The sequence below is a fragment of the Pseudomonas sp. TZ252 genome (assembly GCF_056110345.1).
Genome location: NZ_CM148566.1, coordinates 3,816,242 through 3,836,958 on the forward strand (window position 1 = coordinate 3,816,242; position 20,717 = coordinate 3,836,958).

The window sequence follows — 20,717 nt, forward strand, 5'->3', positions numbered from 1 at the left end:
CTTGCCGGGCGCCACTCCATGCCCGGAGGCAACGATGGATAGCCCGTCCACTCTCGCTCGTCCGCACCCCCAGGCCAGCCCGCGATGGCTGGCAGTTGCCAATGTGATCTTCGCCGGCATCGCCGCTGCCCTGCATGTCGGCAAGGCGACCATCGCCCTGCCGTCGCTGCAACGGAGCTTCGGCGGCGACCTCGCCGCGCTGAGCTGGATCATGTCCGCCTTTCCGTTCGTCGGCGTATTCGGCGGCATCGCCGCCGGCCTCCTGGTGCGTCGCTGGGGAGATCGCCGGCTGCTGACCGGTGGGCTGGCGATTCTCGGCGGGGCGAGCCTCCTCGGTGCGTCGATGCAGGACTTCGCCTGGTTGCTTGCCACTCGCTTCGTCGAGGGGCTCGGTTTCCTCATCGTGGTAGTGGCGGCGCCCGCCGTGTTGCACAGGATCACCAGCGAGACGCGGCGCAGCGTGGTGTTCGGTCTGTGGAGCACCTTCATGGCAGGCGGAATCGCCCTCTCGATGCTGTTCGGGCCGCTGCTCGCGGACTGGCGTGCCGACTGGCAACTGAGCGCACTGCTGGTACTGGTCGCGGCGCTGCTGCTGCCGCTCAGCGTCCCTGCCGACGATGGGTGCAGGGCGGCAGGCGTGAGGCCGGCCGGTCTTGGCACGTTGCTCAAGGTTCCGGCGATCACCCTGCTGGCGCTCGGCTTCACCACCTACAACCTGCAGTTCTTCGCCCTGATGACGTTCCTCCCCGTGTTCCTCATGCAGCGCCTGGGTGTCGCCCTGGAGACTGCGGGACTCATCGGCGCGGCCATCGTCGCGGCGAACGCCCTGGGCAATGTCGCGGCGGGTTTCATCCTTTCCCGCGGCATACGTCCCGGCGCCTTGCTGGCGAGCACCGCGATCCTGATGGGACTCACCGGTGCGGCGTTCTTCCATGCCGCGATGCCGGGGCTCCTGGCGATTGCGCTGGGGTTCGTCTTCTCGGCGGTCGCCGGCATGCTCCCCACCACCGTGCTGGCGACCGCGCCGCTGGCCTCGCCCGCGCCTTCGCTGACGCCACTGGCCATCGGCTGGGTAATGCAGGGCAACTACCTGGGGCAGGTGATCGGCCCCTTGCTGATCGGCCTGATCGTCAGCCGTTTCGACTGGTCGGGCGCGATCGGCCTGATGCTGGTCGCGGGCGCGGCGGGGGCCGTCCTGGGGTTCTGCCTGCTGCGTGCGCTGGACGGCCTGCCTCGCGCCATTGCCACGGGTTCCGCGGCTCGGCCCGCGGATTAGAAGAGAAACCGGCTTCGTGCAGGGCGGATAGTCGAGCGACTATTCGTCCTGCGCATGGCGGCCAGAGGCCGCCGCCGTCCCTCGGCTCAGTCGTCGCGGGTGAGCACTTCCAGCAGTTCGATCTCGAACAGCAGGTTGGAATGGGGCTTGATGTGCGCGCCGACCTGCCGTTCGCCGTAGGCCAGGTGGGAAGGGACGAACAGCCGTCGCTTGCCGCCGACCTTCATGCCCATCAGGCCCTGGTCCCAACCCTTGATCACTCGTCCGGTGCCGATCACGCACTGGAATGGCCGGCCGCGCTCGTAGGAGGAGTCGAACAGCGTGCCGTCTTCCAGGGTGCCCTTGTACTGGGTGGTGATCAGCGCACCCTTCACTACCTCCTTGCCGTCGCCCAGGAGGAGGTCTTCGATCTGCAGTCGGTCGTTCATGGGGCGGTACCTGCGCGGTTTGCGGAAAGCCGCGATTCTGCCAGCAAGCGCGCCGCCTGTCGCCGAGCCGACGGATCAGGGCATTGCCAGGCGGTCCGCGGCACGGGCATCATGCCCGCGCCTTTCCGTCGGGAAGGCTACCGCGTTCCGCGATGTCGCGCGCATCGCGGCTGGACACATATCTCAGGGATCATACGAGAACATATCCGCATGCAAAGACTGTCGCGTATCGGCCGCAACACCCTCGCCGTCTCCGTTTCCACCTTGCTCCTCAGCGCCTGCAACCAGGGCGACGATGCGCCGAAGCCTGCGGCGGTCGCGCCGCAACCGGCCGCACCGAGCATGGCTGCACTGAGCATCCCGCTATGCCTCAACGGCCAGTGCGCGGTGATCGACCAGGACGCCAAGCTGCTCGTGCCGTTCGACAACGACTACGACAATATCGTCGCCAGCGCCTACCAGGGCACCCTGATGGCGGCGCGCGAGGAGCGCTGGAACCTGATCCAGGCGAAGGACGGCAAGGTGTTGCGCGACGATATCGGCGAAGCCCTGTCGCTGCTCACCCCCAACCTCTATGGCTTCGTCCGCGATGGCAAGTACGGCGTGGTCGACGGCCAGGGCAAGGAAGTCCAGGCGCCGCGTTTCGACGACATCTACCCCAACAGTGCCAACGAATTCATCATCTACGAGATCGATGGCAAGCGCGGCATCCTCGATGCCAAGGGCAAGCAGCTCACCGAGGCGCTCTACGACACCACCCTGGTCAACGGCAGCGTCGCCGAACACGGCGGCTTGATCAGCGCCGAGCGTGGCGAGGAGAAGTGGATCATCAACCTCGCTACCGGCGAACAGAAGGCCGTGGCCTACGAGAGCCTGGGCGACCTCCACGACGGCGTGATGAGCGCCAGCGTCATCGGCAAGGGCTCCCAACTGGTGGATGCCAAGGGCGACGTGGTCGGTGACGGCAAGAGCTACGATTACCTGGGCACCCCGGCCAACGGCCTGGTCGCGTTCCGCGAGAAGTACGACAGCCCCTGTGGCTACCTCGACTACCAGGGCAAGGTGGCGATCGCCGCCCAGTTCGCCGGTTGCGGCGCCTTCGGCAAGCAGGGCGGGCTGGCCCAGCAGCGCATGGAAGATGGCTCGTCGGGCAAGTACGGCCTGATCGATCGCAGCGGCGCCTGGAAGGTGCAGCCGCAGTACGATTCGGCCGACAGCGCCGGCCTCACCGCGCTTGGCTACACCGTCGACGTGCCCGGCCTGGCTGCCGTCGGCGTGAGCACCGGCCTGTTCAGCGCCGACTTCGGCATCTTCAACCTCGACGAAGGCAGCGAGTGGGTGAAGCCGGGTTATGCGCAGATCGGCGCGCTGGGCAACGACCTGTTCGTCGTGGCGAAGAAGGGCGGGCCGCAGAAGACCGTCAGCTTCATGGGTTCGGAAAGCCAGGTGCCGGTGGTGGGCCTGATGGACCGCAGCGGCAAGATGCTGCTGGAGCCGGGCGAACTGATCAGCATCCAGTCTGCGTATGACGGTCGTTTCCTGGAAGGTCTCGACGGTATGGACAACGCTGCCCACACCGTGTTGCTCGATCGCCAGGGACGCACGCTGGTTCCAGCGCTCTGGCAGAAGCTGGAGGTGAATCCGCAGCAGGGTTACATCCTGGGCTACGAAGTCAGCGGCACTGGCGACGAGGCGACGGAAACCTTGCGCGCACTGTACGACCTGAACGGCAAGCCGCGCTTCACCGTGGCCACCACCGATTGCGGCGCCGAACAGTTGCTCGACGGCAATGGCAAGGCGATCTGGCCGCAGGACCCGACCCCGTATTGCCAGTCGGACGACGAGCAGGACGACGAAGGCGAGCCGGAGCAGGAGCCGGCGCCCGTCGAAGAGAGCGAGGAAACCAGCGAGAGCTGAGTTCCCCGAGCGCGTCCGTCCCTTGCGGCGGGCGCGCGGTTCCGCTGTTTCGCCGTGGCTGCTGGCCACGGTCTCCCCTCACTGGCGGTGCCAGAAGTCCGAATACTCCTCGAACGGGTAGCGCTCGCCGTCATAGCGCAGCGTGCGCTTCACCGTGCGCAAGGGTTTGCCGTTCTCCGTTTCGCCGTCGCTGACCCGCGAGGTGATGACCAGGTCGGCAAAGCCGTTGGAGCGTCCGCGGCCGAGTTCCAGGGTCAGGTGCGAGACTTCCTGTTCGAACCCGGGCTCGGCGGAGCAGACCGAGCCTTTCAGCGTCCTCCACTGGTCCAGGTAGGTATTGAGCACCGGCCGCAGCTTGCCTTCGCCGGCCGGCACCACCAGGGTCAGCAGGTTGTCGAAGCCGGCTTCCGGACAACTGGCGCCACGCGCCACGCTATGGAATACCACGCCGAAGGCGCGCACCGTCGGGCTCAGGCGATAGCGTGCGGTGTCCAGCCAGAGGCTGTCGCTGCCGACGGCGACGGACGCGTCTTCTTCGAAGTCGCTGTCGTAGCGTTCGAGCAGCCTGCCGCTGCGGCTGTCGGCCTTGGCCAATAGCAGATGCGGGTGGCGTTCGCCTTCCACGGCGGTGTCGCCCGGATCCAGGTAGGCCATGGCGATCACCGTCTGCGCGGGGTCGTCCGGCCAGGGCTTGCAGGCCACGGCGAGGAACGGACCGGAAGATTCGTACGAAGGGGCTATCCAGCCATCGTGGCCGACCTGCCTGGCTACGGCGTCAAGCAGTCGCGACGCGCAGGGCTGCGGTTCGCGGGCTTCGGCCTGGCTGGCGAGTCCCAGCAGCAGGAGGCAGAGTCGGGCGGAGAGGCGGCGGTTACGGTCCATGTGAAAAGAGTCCTTTGGTGGAGGCGGGCACGGAAGACGCCCGGCGCTGCGGGACATTCTAGCGGCTGCGCGGACCTTGCGAAGTGGGCTGGCGGGGCGGACATATCGCGGCCGCGCTGCTCAGGCCAGGCCGTTTTCCCGGATGTAGATAAAGAGTCCGGCATTGCTGTCCAGGCCAAGCTTGCGCATGGCGCTGCTCTTTTGCGCGCTGATGGTCTGCTTGCTGCGGCACAGTCGGATGGCGATTTCCCCGACCGCCAGGCCGCTGCCGTACAGGCGCAGCACTTCCACTTCGCGCGGGGTGAGTTGTTCGAGGCTGGCCAGCGGCTTGCCGTGCTCGGCTTCGCCCACTTCCAGCAGGTGTGCGATGGAGCGCGAGATGAATGGTCGACGGCCGGCGTGGCGGATCGCCTTGGGCAGATCGTCGAGCATGCCGCGTTTGCTCACCAGGCCGTGAATGCCCAGCTTGAGCAGGGATGAAACGAGTGCCGGGTTGCCGAGCATGGTGACGACGATGATCGGCAGGTCCGGATAGCGCCGCCGGACCTTCTGCACCAGGCGCAAGCCGTCGGCCTGCTGGCTGCCGGGCATCATCAGGTCGGTGATCAGCAGGTCGCAGGGGTGCGCTTCGAGCTGCGCCAGCAAGCCATCGGCGTCCTGGGCCTGGGCGACGATCCGCAGGTCGTCGTACGCACTCAGCAGATAGCGCATGCCGATCAGGGTGAGGGCGTGGTCGTCGACGAGGATGACGCGTGTTTTCATGAAATCGAACCCGATCGAGGTGGGGGTTTCCGCAGCGGCTACCGGCAACGCCGGCAGGCGGATAATCCGCCAGGAGGCAGCTCCGGACGGGCTCGAATTCTAGCGATGGTGTCTGTCGGTTTAATCAGGACTTTTCTGAATGCTAGTAGGAAATTTCCTATGTGTTTTCCCTAGGTTATTTCGAGGGGAGGCCGAGAAACATAGGGTCTTTGAACGGCTTTCGTGGAGTAGGGGTTGAAATCGCTGTCAGTACATTTCTGTCAGTCTTGCTGGACATCGGAAGGGCGCGACGGCAGCGCGGGTTCCGCTGCCGTCGCCGTCCTTCAACCCAGTTCGCGGACTGCCCGCACCGCCTGGTCGATGGCGGCATGGGCGTAGGCATCCCAGGCCGCATCCGAGTTGGCGATGGCGACATTGCCGACCTTGCTTCGCGCCAGTTCCATCAGCGCTTCGCTTTCCGCCTCGTCGTCGTAGAGGGTATTCATGAAGTAGGAGTAGCCGTGCGACCAGCGGTTCACGGTGATGCCGGTGATGTCGCGGCGGTGGTCGAAGCCCGCCGGGCCGAGCATGGCCTGGAGCTGGTCGCGGATGTCCTTTTCCAGTTGCTCGAAGCTCATCGCGTAGAGCTTGCTGCGGCCTACGCGAGCCTGGGTGCGGGCGTCCATGCCGGCGTTCGGGGTGGTCGGCACGTAGACCATGTGCACGCCGATCGGCTGCCGCGGGTCGCGTGGATGCCGGTAGCTGCCGAGGTCGACCGGGAAGTCCAGCTTGATCCGCGAGTAGGGCAGGGTCGGCGCGTAGATCTCGTGGATGCCGAGGGTCTTCCAGGCCTGCCAGTTGCGCAGCAATACCTTGGTGTACACCAGCGGGAACTTGACGTTCTGGCTCAGCGCGTGGGCCTGCTCCTCGGAGAGGTCGCGCAGCAGGTACGGCACCATCATGTTGTAGCAGGCCATCACGCAGTGCTTGCCGCGTACCCGGTGCAGGCGGCCGGCGCGGCTGTAGCCGACATCGACGCCGCCGGCGCGGTTGCGCACGCTGACGGCGGTGCTGTTCAGGCGCAGGCGCACCGGGTGCCCGGCGAGGTCCAGCTTCGAGTAGTCGAAGCGGGCCATGACGATGTCCTCCATGCCTCGGCCCGGCGCCACCGCGGGGATCAGGTCGCGCACCATGAGCCGAGCCAGCGAGGCGTTGCCGTCGGGGAAATGGTAGATGTACGGCTCGTCCATTTCCGCCTGGGCCTCCTCGCTGGGTTGCGGCAGGCCGAGGGCGTCGAAGCCGGGGAAGCCGGCGGCGTATGCGTCGGCCGCCGGCAGGGCGTCGGCGCCGAGGGCAGAGAAGTCGTTGCTGCGGCCCTGGAAGTACTTCACCGAGGTTTCCGAGAGCCCGACGTTCTTGAGCAGGTAGTCGCGGTAGCTGGTCTTCGCCAGGTAGGTTTCCTTCTCTTCCACGCTCTTGCCGGCAAGATAGTCGCGAGGTGACTCGTACAGCGCGATGAGCGCCTCCCGGTCTTCGCGGCTCAGCGGGAAGTCGCCGATGAAGGCGCGCCAGGAGCGGGCATTGAGACGATCGCGGGGGACCTCGTCGGCAACCATCGGCGTCGGGTCGCCGCTGACCAGCTTGTCCACGCCGAAGCTGGCCTTGTCGAAGAACACCGCGCGGGACAGGCGCAGGCCGGGGTAGAAGTCGGTGTCGAAGGCTGTCTCGAAGCGCTTGAGCTCGACGCCCAGGCGTTTCAGCAGGTGTTTGGCGTCTTCGCTATAGAGGGCGTTCGGCGATTGCAGCGACTCGCTGCCGCCGTAGCCGAGGATAGTGCGCCCGCCGGCCTGGAATTCGTTGCGCTTGGCATGGCCGCCGAAGTCGTCGTGGTTCTCGATGACCAGGATGCGCGCCGCGGGGTGCCGTTCGCGATAGAACCAGGCGGCGGCGAGGCCGCTGATGCCGCCGCCGACCACCACCAGGTCGTATTCCTCTTCGATCGGCAGGTGGTCGACATCGAAGGTCTTCTTCTCCCAGCCCATCTGGTGTGCGACTTCGAAGGCGCCCGGATGGCTACCGCGCAGGCCGGTGAGCGCGGGCGGATAGTAGCGGCCGCCGGGGGCGGCGCGGAGGATCTCGGCGGGGGTCAGGCCTGCGGCGATGGTCAGGGCTACGCCGTTCAGGAAGTCGCGGCGGGAGATGGTCATGGGAAGTCCTTTGCGAGGCAGTGGGTGGCTCGGGGGAGCCATGTTCACAGATTGCTGTTGCGAATGCGCGCGGAGCGGCTGGCGTCGGACGCCGACCCGCAGTCGCGGGCGGGCGCGGAGTTTAGAGGGCCATGCCGGCGCGTCGAAGGGCTTTCTGCTGGCACTAGGCCTCTGTCTGGAGAAATGTGACATGTGTCGCGCTTTGCCACGGTGTCCGGGGAGGCCGGCAATATCTCGAAGCAAACTCCCGGCGGGCAGCGCGGACGCGAAGGGCTAGAGTCGGTCGAATCCGGTTGTTACCGAACGTCCTGGAGGTTCCTCATGAATACCCGTGGTTTGCTCGACCAATTGCTCAAGTCCGGGCAGGAAATGTTGCAGAACAAGTCCGGCGGCAAGCCCGGCGCCAGCGGCGGCGGACAGCTCGGCAGCCTGCTTTCCGGCGCTGGCGGCGGAGCCCTGGCGGCCGGCGCCATCGGCCTGCTGCTGGGAAACAAGAAGGCGCGCAAGTTCGGCGGCAAGGCGATCACCTACGGCGGCCTCGCCGCGCTCGGGGTGATCGCCTACAAGGCCTACAACAACTGGCAGCAGCAACAGAACGGCGCCGCGCCGCAGGCGCAGCCGCAGACCGTCGACCGCCTGCCGGAAGCCCAGGCCGAAGTGCATAGCCACGCGATCCTCCAGGCCATCGTCGGTGCGGCCAAGGCCGACGGCCACATCGACGAGCGCGAACGGCAGATGATCGAAGGCGAGGTGGCCAAGCTGACCAGCGACCGCGAGGTGCAGGGCTGGCTGGAGCGCGAGCTGAACAAGCCGCTGGACCCGGCCGAGATCGCCCGTGCCGCGAGCACCCCGGAGATCGCCGCGGAGATGTACCTGGCCAGCCTGCTGATGGTCGACGAGGAAAGCTTCATGGAGCGCTCCTACCTCGAGGAGCTGGCGCGGCAGCTGCGCCTGGAGCCCTCGTTCAAGCTGGAGCTGGAGAACCAGGCCAGACAGGCGCTGCAACGCCTGGCCTGAGACGGCGGAGTGTCGTTCCGCGGATAACCGCCGCCATCAGGGCGGCGGCGTTGCCGAAGGGCCGAGCAGAACCTCTCGCTCGCGCTGGCACAGCTCCAGCAGGAAGTCCCAGACCACCCGCAGGCGCACCGAGCGGTGCAACTCCCGCCGAGTGCTCATCCAGTACTCGCGCTGGATGCTTTCCTCGGGCAGCACCGGTACCAGCAACGGATCGCGGCTACCCATGAAGTGCGGCAGGATCGCCAGGCCGATGCCGGCCTGTGCCGCCTGCTGCTGGGCGACCACGCTGGTGCTGCGGAACACGACCTGCGGGTGGCGGCAGAAACTGTGGTGGAACATCAGTTCCTGGCTGAACAGCAGGTCGTCGACGTAGCCGATCCACTGGTGCCTGCCGAGGTCGTCGCGGTCGCGCAGCGGCGGCGCCTGTTCCAGGTAGGCGGGGCTGGCGAACAACGCCAGGCGATAGCGGGTCAGCAGGCGGGTGATCACCAGGTCGGCGCTCGGCCGGTCGAGGGAGATGGCGATGTCCGCTTCGCGGTTGGTGATGCTGACGAAGCGCGGCACCGAGACCAGCTCGACCTCCAGGCCCGGGTAGTGGCGCATCAATTGCGCCAGGCGCGGAGCGAGGAAGACGCTGCCGAGGCCTTCGGTGACGCCGATGCGGATCTGCCCCAGCGGCGAGATGCTCTGGCTCATTTCTTCCTGGGCGAGCAGCGCGGTGTTCTCCATCGCCTCGGCGTGCTTGAGCAGCGCCTGGCCGGCCGGAGTCAACTGGTAGCCGCCGGTGTGCTGGGCGAACAGTTGGGTGCCGAGGTCGCGCTCGATGTTCTCGATGTGCCGGGCCACCGTGGCGTGAGTGGTGCCGAGACGCTTGGCGGCGGTCAGCAGGCGACCGCTGCGCTGCAACTCGAGGAAGAAACGCAGGTCATTCCAGTCGAACATGGGGAGCGCCTTCTGCCGGGCCGAGGGGGGGGCTGTTAGAAAACGAACAATAGCTGCCCCGAAACGTTTGTTTTTTTATCGCGAATGAACGACTAGCCTCAAGCCGTTCGAGACTTGCCGGTCATCCGCAGGTCCGACGGCCCATCACAAGAACGACAAGACGAGGCTCGCCATGCCCGAGGTACTGGATACCTACGACTACCTCATCGTTGGCGCCGGACCTGCCGGCTGCCTGCTGGCCAACCGGCTTTCCGCCGACCCTGCCAACCGTGTCCTGCTGCTGGAAGCCGGCGGCCCGGACAACTATCCCTGGATCCACATTCCCGTCGGCTACCTCTACTGCATCGGCAACCCGCGTACCGACTGGTGCTTCGACACCGACGAGGTCCCCGGGCTCAACGGTCGTTCCCTGAAGTACCCGCGCGGCAAGGTGCTCGGAGGATGCTCCTCGATCAATGGCATGATCTACATGCGTGGCCAGGCCCGCGACTACGACCAGTGGGTGGCCGAAGGCAATCCGGGCTGGAGCTGGAGAGAGCTGCTGCCGCTGTTCCGCAGGATGGAGGACCATTTCGCCGGGACCAGCGAAATGCACGGCGCCGGCGGCGAATGGCGGGTAGAACGCCAGCGGCTCTCCTGGAAGCTGCTCGATGCCTTCCAGCAGGCGGCGGCGCAGACCGGCATCGCCAGCGTCGAGGATTTCAACGGTGGCGACAACGAAGGCTGCGGCTACTTCCAGGTCAACCAGCGCGGCGGGGTGCGCTGGAATGCCTCGAAAGGCTTCCTGCGCGGCATCGCCCAGCGCGCCAACCTGACGGTTCTGACCCATGCCGAAGTCCAGCGAGTGCTCCTCGAGGACGGCCGCGCCAGGGCCCTGTCGGTCCGTTGGCAGGGCCGCGAGCAGCGCTTCGAGGCGCGCCGCGAGATCGTCCTGAGCGCCGGCGCGATCGGTTCGCCGTGCCTGCTGCAACGCTCCGGGATCGGCCCGCGGGACCTGCTGGAGCGGCTCGGCGCCGGGGTCGTCCACGAGTTGCCCGGGGTCGGTGGCAATCTCCAGGATCACCTGCAGCTGCGCATGATCTACAAGGTCGACGGCGTTCCCACCCTCAACCAGATCGCCGGCAGCCTATGGGGCAAGCTGGGCATGGGCCTGCGCTACCTGGCGAGCCGCAGCGGGCCGTTGTCGATGGCGCCGAGCCAACTGGGCGCCTTCGCCCGCTCCGATCCGCAGCAGCCCTCGGCCAACCTCGAATACCATGTCCAGCCGCTCTCGCTGGATCGCTTCGGCGAGCCGCTGCATGCCTTCCCTGCGTTCACCGCGTCGGTCTGCGACCTGCGCCCGCACAGCCGGGGGACGGTGCGCATCCGCTCGCTCGACCCGGGCGAGGCGCCGTCGATCCAGCCCAACTACCTGAGCGATCCGCGCGACCTGAAGGTCGCCGCCGACGCCATACGCCTGACCCGCCGCATCGCCGCCGCACCGGCGCTGGCCGCCTTCCGTCCGCAGGAATACAAGCCCGGCCCGGAATACCGCAGCGAAGAGGATCTGCAGCGCGCTGCGGCGGAGATCGGCACCACCATCTTCCACCCTGCCGGCACCTGCCGCATGGGCCAGGGGCCGCAAGCGGTGGTGGATGCGCAATTGAGGGTGCACGGAATCCCCGGCCTGCGCATCGCCGATGCCTCGATCATGCCCAGCCTGACCTCCGGCAACACCTGTTCGCCGGTGCTGGTAATCGCCGAGAAGGCGGCGCAGATGATTCTCGCCGAGCGCCGCCGCGAGGCCGCGCCGCAGGTCGTCGAAAGCGCCATGGCGGCCGGCGGCAAGGAGGCGGTGGAGGCCTGAGGATCGCTACACCCCGTATCGCGTGGCGCCCGGCGCCGCAGCGGTCGACGCTGAAAACGGAAATGGCAGACAACAATAAGAGCCCCCACAAGGGGCGGGAGAGCCGCAATGACCGAGTACGCAACGACCCCTTCCTACACAGTGCCTGCGACCACGCCCCAGGAGGAGCGCAAGGTGATCTTCGCCTCCTCGCTGGGCACGGTCTTCGAGTGGTACGACTTCTTCCTCTACGGCGCCCTGGCGGCGGTGATCAGCAAGCAGTTCTTCGCCGGCGTCAACGACACCACGGCCTTCATCTTCGCCCTGATGGCCTTCGCCGCCGGCTTCCTGGTGCGGCCCTTCGGCGCGCTGGTGTTCGGCCGCCTGGGCGACATGATCGGGCGCAAGTACACCTTCCTGGTGACCATCCTGTTGATGGGGTTGTCGACCTTCGCTGTCGGCCTGCTGCCCACCTATGCCTCGATCGGGGTCGCCGCGCCGATCATCCTGGTCACCTTGCGCATGCTCCAGGGCCTGGCCCTGGGCGGCGAGTACGGCGGCGCGGCGATCTATGTCGCCGAGCACGCCCCGGCGAACAAGCGCGGTAGCTACACCAGTTGGATCCAGTCCACCGCGACCCTCGGCCTGTTGCTCTCGCTGCTGGTGATCCTGGCCTGTCGCCAGTTGACCGGCGACGAGTTCGAGACCTGGGGCTGGCGCCTGCCATTCCTGCTGTCCATCGTCCTGCTGGGCATCTCCACCTGGATCCGCCTGTCCATGCGCGAGTCGCCAGCGTTCCTCAAGATGAAGGCCGAGGGCAAGGTCAGCAAGGCGCCGCTGCGCGAGTCCTTCACCCAGTGGGGCAACCTGAAGGTGGTGCTGACCGCGCTGTTCAGCATCAATGCCGGCCAGGCGGTGACCTTCTACACGGCGCAGTTCTACGTGCTGTTCTTCCTTACCCAGGTGCTCAAGGTCGATGGCGGCACCGCCAACGGTCTGCTGATCGTCGCCCTGGTGCTTGGCGCGCCGTTCTTCATCGTCGCCGGCTGGCTGTCCGACCGCATCGGCCGCAAGCCGGTGCTGCTGGCCGGCCTGTTGCTCGCCACGCTGTTCTACTTCCCGCTGTTCAAGGGCCTGACCCACTACGCCAACCCGGCCATCGACCAGGCCAGCCGGCAGTCGCCGATCAGCGTGGTGGCCGACCCGGCGACCTGCACTTTCCAGTTCGACCCGGTAGGCAAGGCGACCTTCGACAGCCCCTGCGACAAGGTCAAGACCTTCCTGGTCAAGGCCGGCCTGCCCTACTCGACGGTGGCGGCGCCCGCCGGCAGCGACGTCAGGGTGCGGATCGGCGAGACCGAGATCGCCGGCTTCGACGCCGAAGCGATGGCGGCCGCGGTGAAGACGGCAGGCTATCCGCAGCAGGCCGACGGCAGCCAGGTGAACAAGCCGATGGTGATCGCCATCATCTTCGCCCTGGTACTGATCTCCACCCTCTGCTACGGCCCGCTGGCGGCGCTGATGGTCGAACTGTTCCCGACCCGCATCCGCTATTCCTCGCTGTCCCTGCCGTACCACATCGGCAATGGCTGGTTCGGCGGCTTCCTGCCCACGGTCTCGTTCGCCCTGGTGGTGTACACCGGCGACATCTTCTACGGCCTCTGGTATCCGGTGCTGATCACCGGCGGTAGCCTGGTCTGCGCCTTGCTGTTCCTCCGCGAAACCCGCCATACCGACATCCACCGGTGAAATCGCGCCCCGTTCCCGGCATGGGGACGGGGCGCACATTCCCTCCGTGATGAGCCTGTCTTCTCAGAAAAGTCTGGCATGCCAGTTTTCTTTCTTTCTCTTTCTGCCACACTTCTGGCGTCAAAAAACGCCTTTCCAGCGCCTACAATAGCGGGAAAACCCTATGGCGCTGCTTGCCGGTGCCGGGGACGGCCTATACAGTCCGCGCGATTGACGGGCCGTTGTGGCGGCAGGAACGAATCCGGACTCGAGTCTTGGGGAAAAATGTGAAGAACTGGACTGTTCGCCAGCGAATCCTGGCAAGTTTCGCCGTGATCATCGCGATCATGCTGCTGATGGCCGCTACTGCGTACGTGAAGATGTTGACGGTGGAAAAGGGCGCCTACCGTGTCCAGGACGACGCCATGCCGGGGATGTACTTCATCACGCTGGTACGCAGTTCGTGGACCGACAACTACTTGCAGACCCAGGAACTGTTCGGCATCACCGACGACCACGAGCTGAGCAAGGCCGAGGCCGACAGTATCCTCGCCAGCGAGGAGCGCCTGGACCAGCAGATCGCCTCCTACCAGAAGACCATGAACCCGGACGAGGCCCGCGACCACGAGTTGCTCGCCGGTTTCCAGGCCGTGCGCAAGAACTACCTGGAGCAGCACGACAAGGTGCTCGAGCTTTACCGCGAGAAGCGCTTCGAGGAAGCCGGCAAGCTCGTCGCCGGCCCGTTGACCGAGCACTGGCGCGAGGGCCGCAAGTACCTCAACGAGATGATCGAGCTGAACAAGGACATCGCCGACCGCGCCTCGGACAACATCGTAAACGCGGTGGACGATGCCGAACTGAGCATGCTGGTGACCCTGCTGCTGGCGGTGGTGGTAGCCGGCATCTGCGGTTTCCTGCTGTTGCGGGCGATCACCCAGCCGATCCAGAAGATCGTCCGCAGCCTCGACCTGATGGCCGGTGGCGACCTCACCGCACGCCTGAACCTCGGCCGGCGTGACGAATTCGGCGCCATCGAGACCGGTTTCAACGGCATGGCCGAAGAGCTCAAGGGCCTGGTGTCGCAGGCCCAGCGTTCTTCGGTGCAGGTCACCACCTCAGTCACCGAGATCGCCGCGACCTCCAAGCAGCAGCAGGCCACCGCCACCGAAACCGCCGCGACCACCACGGAGATCGGCGCCACTTCTCGCGAGATCGCCGCCACCTCGCGCGACCTGGTGCGGACCATGAGCGAAGTCTCCGGCGCCGCCGAGCAGACGTCGACCCTGGCCGGTTCCGGCCAGTTGGGCCTGGCGCGCATGGAGGAAACCATGCACCACGTGATGGGCGCGGCCGACCTGGTCAACGCCAAGCTGGCGATCCTCAACGAGAAGGCCGGCAACATCAACCAGGTGGTCACCACCATCGTCAAGGTCGCCGACCAGACCAACCTGCTCTCGCTGAACGCCGCCATCGAGGCGGAGAAAGCCGGCGAGTACGGCCGCGGGTTCGCCGTGGTGGCCACCGAGGTGCGCCGGCTGGCGGACCAAACCGCGGTCGCCACCTACGACATCGAGCAGATGGTGCGCGAGATCCAGTCGGCGGTATCGGCCGGGGTGATGGGCATGGACAAGTTCTCCGAGGAGGTCCGCCGCGGTATCGCCGAGGTCGGCCAGGTCGGCGAGCAACTGTCGCAGATCATTCAGCAGGTGCAGGCGCTGGCGCCGCGGGTGCAGATGGTCAACGAGGGTATGCAGGCCCAGGCTACCGGTGCCGAGCAGATCAACCAGGCGCTGGTGCAACTGGGCGAGGCCACCGGGCAGACCGTGGAGTCGCTGCGCCAGGCCAGCTTCGCCATCGATGAGCTGAACCTGGTGGCGAACGGGCTGCGCAACGGCGTATCCCGCTTCAAAGTCTGAGGCTGTGACCGTGTCCCGCTCCACCGGCGATCATCGACGCACCAGCAAGCTGTTCCTGCTGTTCCGCATGGAAGGCGACCGCTATGCCCTGGATGCCCGCGAAGTGGTCGAAGTGCTGCCGCTGCTGCGCCTGAAGCGCATTCCGGAGGCGCCGGAATGGGTCGCCGGGGTGTTCTCCCATCGCGGCGTCCTGGTCCCGGTGCTCGACCTCTGCGCAATGGCCTTCGGCCGCGCGGCGCTGGCACGCACCAGCACGCGCATCGTGCTGGTCGAATACCGCGCCCGCCAGGACCGGGAGCCGGTCTGGCTCGGACTGATCCTCGAACAGGCCACCGATACCCTGCGTTGCGAACCGTCGGCGTTCCGCGACTATGGCCTGGACAACGGCGGGGCCCGCTATCTCGGTCCGGTCTATGAAGGACCACGGGGACTGGTGCAATGGGTGCGGGTCGAGGCATTGCTGCCCGACGAAGTGCGCGCCCTGCTGTTCCCGCCGGAGTGCGGCGAGGGGACGGCATGAACGATCGCTTCGAACGCCTGCTCAAGAGCAGGATCGGCCTGGATGCCAGCTCGGTGGGCAGCGCGGTGATCGAGCGCGCGGTACGCCAGCGCATGAGCGGCCTCGCGCTGCACGACGAGGACGAATACTGGATGCGCCTGAACGGCTCGCCGGGCGAGGTGCAGGCGCTGATCGAAGCGGTGGTGGTGCCGGAGACCTGGTTCTTCCGCTACCCGGAGTCGTTCACCACCCTCGCCAGGCTGGCCTTCGAGCGCCTGCCGAGCCTGGGCGGCGGACGCGCGCTAAGGATCCTCAGCCTGCCCTGTTCCACCGGCGAGGAGCCGTATTCCATCGTCATGGCCTTGCTCGATGCCGGGCTCTCCGAGTACCTGTTCGAGGTCGACGCCCTCGACGTCAGCGCTCGGGTGATCGAGCGCGCCAGCCTCGGGGTGTACGGCAGGAATTCCTTTCGCGGCGACGAACTGGGGTTTCGCGACCGCCATTTCAGCGAGGTTGCCGAGGGCTACCAGTTGGCCGAGCAGGTTCGCCGCAAGGTGCGCTTCCGCTGCGGCAATTTGCTCGATCCCGGGCTACTGGCGGGCGAGGCACCCTACGATTTCGTGTTCTGTCGCAACCTGCTGATCTATTTCGACCGCCCGACCCAGAGCGAGGTGGTCGAGGTGCTCAAGCGCCTGTTGCGGTCGGACGGCGCGATGTTCATCGGTCCGGCCGAGGCGAGCCTGCTCAGCCAGCACGGCATGCAGCCGATCGGCGTGCCGCTGTCTTTCGTGTTCCGCCGGACCAGCGAGGCGCCCCGCGGCGCGCGGCCCAAGGCGGTGAGCGACGGAGCGCGCCCGGTCGTTGCCGCCGCCGTGGAGCGTGCGAGTATTCGGCCTTCGCCGCCGCCACCGGCGAAACCGCGCCAGCGGCTGTCCAGCCTGGTTCCGCCAGCCAGCGGCCAGCCCCTCGCCAGTCCCGTCGGCGAGTTCGACGAAATCGCCCGCCTGGCGGATGCCGGCCAGCACCGCGAGGCGCGCGCCGCCTGCGAGCGCCAACTGGCCGCGCGTGGGCCGTCGGCCACGGTCTTCTACTGGCTCGGGCTGCTCAGCGATGTCGCCGGGCAGGAGCAGGAAGCCCAGGATTTCTACCGCAAGGCCCTGTACCTGGAGCCGCAGCACGCCGAGGCGCTGGCGCACCTGGCGGCGCTGCTCGCCGCTCGCGGCGACCATGCCGGCGCCCGGCGCCTGCAGCAACGTGCGGCCCGTGGAGTGAACAAAGATGGTTGAGGCGAGCCTGACCTTGCTCGATACCCAACAGGTGGATGACTGCTGGAACCGCATCGGCGTGCATGGCGACAAGTCCTGCGAACGCCTGGCCGAGCATGTCCATTGCCGCAACTGCGAGGTTTACGCTGCCGCGGCGACCTACTTGCTGGACCGCATCGCCCTGCGCCAGGACCAGCTCGACAGCGCCGAAACGATGGACAGCCAGCGCGAACAGAGCGACCTCGGCGAGACGCGTTCGATCCTGGTGTTCCGCCTGGGCGAAGAGTGGTTCGGCCTGGCCACCGGCAGCCTGGTGGAAGTGGCGCCGATGAATCCTATCCATTCCCTGCCGCACCAGCGCTCGCGCGCCCTGCAAGGGGTGACCAACGTGCGCGGCGCGCTGGTCGCCTGCCTTTCCCTCGGCGAACTGCTGGATCTCGAACCCGGCGCCGCGCCGGTCAGCGAGCGCCGGGTGGTTCCGCGCATGCTGATCATTTCCGCCGCCGGCGGTCCGGTGGTGGCGCCGGTGGAGGAAGTCGACGGCATCCATGCGATTCCGCTGGCGCGGATACTGCCGCCCAACCACGCCGACGGCCAGGCCTCGCGCCGGCACGTGGCCGGCGTGCTGCAATGGCGCGAGCGGAGCATCACCCTGCTCGACGAAGGCCCTCTCCTGCAAGCCGTAGCGCGGAGCCTGGCATGACCCCGGACCAGATGAGAGACGCGTCGCTGCTCGAGCTGTTCCGGCTCGAGGCGGAGGCCCAGACCCAGGTGCTCAACGCCGGCCTGATGGCGCTGGAGCGCAGCCCGACCCAGGCCGACCAACTGGAAGCCTGCATGCGCGCCGCGCACTCGCTGAAAGGCGCGGCGCGTATCGTCGGGCTGGACGCCGGCGTGCGCGTGGCGCACGTCATGGAGGATTGCCTGGTGGAGGCGCAGGACGGACGCCTGCTCCTGCAATCGGAACATATCGATGCGTTGCTCCAGGGCTGCGACCTGTTGCTGCGTATCGGCACCCCGCCAGCCGGCGACGCAGGCTGGGCCGAAGGCGCCGGGCGGGAAGAGATCGACGGCCTGGTGCTGCGCCTCGAAGGCCTGGTGCGCAGCGGCCTGCCGCTGGCCCGCGCGGAGCTGCCGGCGACGACTCCCGGTCTGCCGGAAGCGGTCCCCGAGGCGCCGCCAGCGGCGTCAGCGGCCGCCAGCGACGACAACGACGAGGAGCCCGCCGGGCAGGCGGGCGGCGAACAGGCCGAGGAGCGCCGCAGCCGGGTCCTGCGGGTCACCGCCGAACGCCTGGACCGGCTGCTGGATATCTCCAGCAAGTCGCTGGTGGAGTTCCAGCGCATCAAGCCGCTGGCCGATTCCCTGCAACGCCTGCGTCGCCTGCAGTCCAGCGCCAGCCGCGCGCTCGACGTGGTACGCGAGACGGTCCAGGAAACCGCCCTCGACCCGCAGGCCCAGGCCATGCTCGGCGAGGCGCGGCAACTGATTGGCGAATGCCAGCAGATGCTGGTGCAGCACATCGCCGATCTCGACGAGTTCGCCTGGCAGGGCGGCCAGCGTGCCCAGGTGCTCTACGACGCGGCGCTGGCCTCGCGGATGCGGCCATTCGCCGACGTCCTTAGCGGCCAGGCGCGGATGGTTCGCGACCTGGGCCGCTCGCTGGGCAAGCAGGTGCGCCTGCTGGTCGAGGGCGAAAGCACCCAGGTCGACCGGGATGTCCTGGAAAAACTCGAAGCGCCGCTCACCCACCTGCTACGCAATGCCGTCGATCACGGTATCGAGGCGCCGGAAACCCGCCTCGCCGCCGGCAAGCCGGCCGAGGGCAGGATCACCATCCGCGCCCGCCACCACGCCGGCATGCTGGTCCTGGAACTGAGCGACGACGGCGGCGGCATCGATCTGCAGCGCCTGCGCGAGACCGTGCTCAATCGCCAGTTCGCCACCGCCGAGACCGTGGCGCAACTGAGCGAGGAGGAACTCCTGGCGTTTCTCTTCCTGCCCGGCTTCAGCATGCGCGAGCAGGTCACCGAGGTGTCCGGTCGCGGCGTCGGACTGGACGCCGTGCAGCACATGGTCCGCCAGTTGCGCGGCGGCGTGCGCATGGAGCAACGCCAGGGGCAGGGAGCGCTGTTTCACGTCGAGGTGCCGCTGACCCTGTCCGTGGTGCGCAGCCTGGTGGTGGAGATCGGCGAGGAGGCCTACGCCTTCCCGCTGGCGCACATCGAGCGCATGTGCGAGCTGGAAGCGGAGGAGATCGTCCAGCTCGAAGGTCGCCAGCACTTCTGGTACGAGGGTCGCCATGTCGGCCTGGTCTCGGCTGCGCAACTGCTGCAACGGCCCGAGAGCAGCCGCACCGAAGGGGCCATCCCGGTAGTGGTGGTGCGCGACCGCGATGCGGTCTACGGCGTCGCCGTGGAGCGTTTCGTCGGCGAGCGTACCCTGGTGGTGATGCCTCTCGATCCGCGCCTGGGCAAGGTGCGCGACGTTTCCGCCGGCGCCTTGCTGGATGACGGTTCGCCGGTGCTGATCCTGGACGTCGAGGACCTCCTGCATTCGGTCGGCAAGCTGCTCAGCAGCGGCCGCCTGGAGCGCATCGATCGCAGCCGGCGGCAGGCCGGCGGGGCGCAACGCAAGCGCATCCTGGTGGTCGACGACTCGCTCACGGTGCGTGAGCTGGAACGCAAGCTCCTGCTCGGCCGCGGCTACGACGTGGCAGTGGCGGTGGATGGCATGGACGGCTGGAACGCCCTGCGCTCGGAGCATTTCGACCTGCTCATCACCGATATCGACATGCCGCGCATGGACGGTATCGAACTGGTCACCCTGGTGCGTCGCGACAGCCGCCTGCAGTCGCTGCCGGTGATGGTGGTGTCGTACAAGGATCGTGAGGAGGACCGTCGGCGCGGTCTCGACGCCGGCGCCGACTATTATCTGGCGAAGGCCAGTTTCCACGATGAGGCCTTGCTGGATGCCGTCGTCGTCCTGATCGGAGAAGCACAGGGTTGAGGATCGGAATCGTCAATGACATGCCGTTGGCCGTCGAGGCGCTGCGCCGCGCGCTGGCCTTCGAGCCGCAGCACCAGATCGTCTGGGTCGCCAGCAACGGTGCCGAGGCGGTGACCCAGTGCGCCGCCGATACGCCCGACGTGGTGCTGATGGACCTGCTCATGCCGGTGATGGACGGCGTCGAGGCAACTCGTCGGATCATGGCGGAAAGTCCTTGCGCGATCGTGATTGTTACCGTCGATATCGAGCAGAATGTGCACCGGGTTTTCGAAGCGATGGGATATGGGGCGCTCGATGCGGTGAACACGCCGGCGCTGGGCATCGGCAACCCGCAAACGGCGGCGGCGCCGTTGTTACGCAAGATTCAGAACGTCGGCTGGCTGATCGGCCAGCGCGATAACCGTGGCAAGGTCCAGGTGGTGCCGCCGAAGGCCGGCGGGGCGCGCCAGCGTCTGGTGGCGATCGGCGCCTCGGCTGGCGGTCCGGCGTCGCTCGCGGTGTTGCTCAAGCAACTGCCGGCCAGTTTCAATGCCGCAGTGGTGCTGGTGCAGCATGTCGACGAGGTATTCGCCGCCGGCATGGCCGAATGGCTGGCCAGCGAATCGAAGCTGCCGGTGCGCCTGGCGCGCGATGGCGAGCCGCCGATACCGGGGCAGATCCTGCTGGCGGGGACCAACAATCACATCCGCCTGCTGCGCAACGGTTCGCTGGTGTACACCGCCGAACCGCGTTCTTTCGTCTACCGGCCGTCCATCGACGTGTTTTTCGAGAGCGTGGCGAATTATTGGCGTGGCGATGCCGTGGGCGTGCTGCTGACCGGCATGGGCCGCGACGGCGCCCAGGGCCTCAAGCAGATGCGCGAGCGCGGTTTCCTCACCATCGCCCAGGACCAGGCCAGTTGCGCGGTCTACGGGATGCCGAAGGCCGCGGCGGCGATCGATGCAGCGGTGCAGATCCTTTCCCTGGAAAAGATCGCCCCGCGCCTGGCGGAGGTATTCGATTAGCCGGGTTCGACTCCGGCCAGGCGCCAGGGTAGGCGCCGGCGCCCGCCGCGGCGGTGCGTGG

At 67.2% G+C, this 20,717-nt stretch carries 16 protein-coding genes; 11 read left to right on the forward strand and 5 right to left on the reverse strand.

The features are described 5' to 3' along the window. Positions 1-34 precede the first annotated feature (34 nt). Complete coding sequence (locus ACYAF3_RS17680; protein ID WP_010793373.1) at positions 35-1,276, forward strand: MFS transporter; 1,242 nt, start codon at positions 35-37, stop codon at positions 1,274-1,276. 86 nt (positions 1,277-1,362) lie between these two features. Here ACYAF3_RS17680 and ACYAF3_RS17685 read toward each other — a convergent pair whose 3' ends face one another. Then, positions 1,363-1,704, reverse strand: coding sequence for an FKBP-type peptidyl-prolyl cis-trans isomerase (locus tag ACYAF3_RS17685; RefSeq protein WP_003092567.1), 342 nt, complete (start codon positions 1,702-1,704; stop codon positions 1,363-1,365). Between the two features lie 210 nt (positions 1,705-1,914). Here ACYAF3_RS17685 and ACYAF3_RS17690 point away from each other — a divergent pair, with 210 nt between their 5' ends. Beyond that, on the forward strand, positions 1,915-3,621 hold the full coding sequence (locus ACYAF3_RS17690) for a WG repeat-containing protein (RefSeq protein WP_003100693.1): 1,707 nt from the start codon (positions 1,915-1,917) through the stop codon (positions 3,619-3,621). Between the two features lie 78 nt (positions 3,622-3,699). On the opposite strand, the gene ACYAF3_RS17695 is transcribed toward ACYAF3_RS17690, so the two are convergent. From ACYAF3_RS17695 to ACYAF3_RS17705, 3 genes are all read right to left on the reverse strand, one after another. Next, the gene (locus ACYAF3_RS17695; RefSeq protein WP_003113840.1) at positions 3,700-4,503 is read right to left on the reverse strand and encodes a PA3715 family protein; all 804 of its coding nucleotides are present in this window, start codon (positions 4,501-4,503) and stop codon (positions 3,700-3,702) included. A gap of 120 nt (positions 4,504-4,623) precedes the next feature. Next, the gene (gene ttsR, locus ACYAF3_RS17700) at positions 4,624-5,265 is read right to left on the reverse strand and encodes a two-component system response regulator TtsR (RefSeq protein WP_003092560.1); all 642 of its coding nucleotides are present in this window, start codon (positions 5,263-5,265) and stop codon (positions 4,624-4,626) included. A 323-nt stretch (positions 5,266-5,588) separates the two neighbouring features. Then, positions 5,589-7,451, reverse strand: coding sequence for a flavin monoamine oxidase family protein (locus ACYAF3_RS17705; protein WP_474725845.1), 1,863 nt, complete (start codon positions 7,449-7,451; stop codon positions 5,589-5,591). A gap of 321 nt (positions 7,452-7,772) precedes the next feature. On the opposite strand from ACYAF3_RS17705, the gene ACYAF3_RS17710 reads away from it, so the two are divergent. Next, on the forward strand, positions 7,773-8,468 hold the full coding sequence (locus ACYAF3_RS17710; RefSeq protein WP_003106298.1) for a tellurite resistance TerB family protein: 696 nt from the start codon (positions 7,773-7,775) through the stop codon (positions 8,466-8,468). Between the two features lie 36 nt (positions 8,469-8,504). Here ACYAF3_RS17710 and ACYAF3_RS17715 read toward each other — a convergent pair whose 3' ends face one another. Beyond that, complete coding sequence (locus tag ACYAF3_RS17715) at positions 8,505-9,410, reverse strand: LysR family transcriptional regulator (protein ID WP_003092552.1); 906 nt, start codon at positions 9,408-9,410, stop codon at positions 8,505-8,507. A 172-nt stretch (positions 9,411-9,582) separates the two neighbouring features. Here ACYAF3_RS17715 and ACYAF3_RS17720 point away from each other — a divergent pair, with 172 nt between their 5' ends. The 8 genes from ACYAF3_RS17720 (at position 9,583) to wspF (ending at position 20,656) form a co-directional block, all read left to right on the forward strand. Further along, a complete protein-coding gene (locus ACYAF3_RS17720; RefSeq protein ID WP_003159433.1) occupies positions 9,583-11,256 on the forward strand; it encodes a GMC family oxidoreductase in 1,674 nt (557 codons plus the stop codon). Positions 11,257-11,364: 108 nt separating this feature from the next. After that, a complete protein-coding gene (locus tag ACYAF3_RS17725) occupies positions 11,365-12,984 on the forward strand; it encodes an MFS transporter (protein ID WP_003106293.1) in 1,620 nt (539 codons plus the stop codon). Between the two features lie 266 nt (positions 12,985-13,250). Then, the gene (gene wspA, locus ACYAF3_RS17730) at positions 13,251-14,879 is read left to right on the forward strand and encodes a Wsp signal transduction system chemoreceptor WspA (protein WP_003106291.1); all 1,629 of its coding nucleotides are present in this window, start codon (positions 13,251-13,253) and stop codon (positions 14,877-14,879) included. A 4-nt stretch (positions 14,880-14,883) separates the two neighbouring features. Further along, a complete protein-coding gene (locus ACYAF3_RS17735; RefSeq protein WP_003106290.1) occupies positions 14,884-15,399 on the forward strand; it encodes a chemotaxis protein CheW in 516 nt (171 codons plus the stop codon). Beyond that, positions 15,396-16,664, forward strand: coding sequence for a CheR family methyltransferase (locus tag ACYAF3_RS17740; protein ID WP_003122132.1), 1,269 nt, complete (start codon positions 15,396-15,398; stop codon positions 16,662-16,664). Before ACYAF3_RS17735 ends, ACYAF3_RS17740 begins: the two co-directional genes overlap by 4 nt. Continuing rightward, positions 16,657-17,346: a chemotaxis protein CheW gene (locus tag ACYAF3_RS17745; RefSeq protein WP_003103738.1), complete on the forward strand. Its 690-nt coding sequence runs from the start codon at positions 16,657-16,659 to the stop codon at positions 17,344-17,346. Before ACYAF3_RS17740 ends, ACYAF3_RS17745 begins: the two co-directional genes overlap by 8 nt. Next, on the forward strand, positions 17,343-19,652 hold the full coding sequence (wspE, locus tag ACYAF3_RS17750) for a Wsp signal transduction system sensor histidine kinase WspE (protein ID WP_003103736.1): 2,310 nt from the start codon (positions 17,343-17,345) through the stop codon (positions 19,650-19,652). The genes ACYAF3_RS17745 and wspE overlap by 4 nt, the downstream gene beginning before the upstream one ends. Further along, positions 19,649-20,656: a Wsp signal transduction system protein-glutamate methylesterase WspF gene (gene wspF / locus ACYAF3_RS17755; protein ID WP_003092534.1), complete on the forward strand. Its 1,008-nt coding sequence runs from the start codon at positions 19,649-19,651 to the stop codon at positions 20,654-20,656. Before wspE ends, wspF begins: the two co-directional genes overlap by 4 nt. Positions 20,657-20,717 lie beyond the last annotated feature (61 nt).

Excerpts from the sequence above, each read along its gene's own strand:
- ACYAF3_RS17680 (WP_010793373.1), top strand. The coding sequence starts at position 35 with ATGGATAGCCCGTCCACTCTCGCTCGTCCGCACCCCCAGGCCAGCCCG.
- ACYAF3_RS17685 (WP_003092567.1), bottom strand. The coding sequence starts at position 1,704 with ATGAACGACCGACTGCAGATCGAAGACCTCCTCCTGGGCGACGGCAAG.
- ACYAF3_RS17690 (WP_003100693.1), top strand. The coding sequence starts at position 1,915 with ATGCAAAGACTGTCGCGTATCGGCCGCAACACCCTCGCCGTCTCCGTT.
- ACYAF3_RS17695 (WP_003113840.1), bottom strand. The coding sequence starts at position 4,503 with ATGGACCGTAACCGCCGCCTCTCCGCCCGACTCTGCCTCCTGCTGCTG.
- ttsR (WP_003092560.1), bottom strand. The coding sequence starts at position 5,265 with ATGAAAACACGCGTCATCCTCGTCGACGACCACGCCCTCACCCTGATC.
- ACYAF3_RS17705 (WP_474725845.1), bottom strand. The coding sequence starts at position 7,451 with ATGACCATCTCCCGCCGCGACTTCCTGAACGGCGTAGCCCTGACCATC.
- ACYAF3_RS17710 (WP_003106298.1), top strand. The coding sequence starts at position 7,773 with ATGAATACCCGTGGTTTGCTCGACCAATTGCTCAAGTCCGGGCAGGAA.
- ACYAF3_RS17715 (WP_003092552.1), bottom strand. The coding sequence starts at position 9,410 with ATGTTCGACTGGAATGACCTGCGTTTCTTCCTCGAGTTGCAGCGCAGC.
- ACYAF3_RS17720 (WP_003159433.1), top strand. The coding sequence starts at position 9,583 with ATGCCCGAGGTACTGGATACCTACGACTACCTCATCGTTGGCGCCGGA.
- ACYAF3_RS17725 (WP_003106293.1), top strand. The coding sequence starts at position 11,365 with ATGACCGAGTACGCAACGACCCCTTCCTACACAGTGCCTGCGACCACG.
- ACYAF3_RS17740 (WP_003122132.1), top strand. The coding sequence starts at position 15,396 with ATGAACGATCGCTTCGAACGCCTGCTCAAGAGCAGGATCGGCCTGGAT.
- ACYAF3_RS17745 (WP_003103738.1), top strand. The coding sequence starts at position 16,657 with ATGGTTGAGGCGAGCCTGACCTTGCTCGATACCCAACAGGTGGATGAC.
- wspE (WP_003103736.1), top strand. The coding sequence starts at position 17,343 with ATGACCCCGGACCAGATGAGAGACGCGTCGCTGCTCGAGCTGTTCCGG.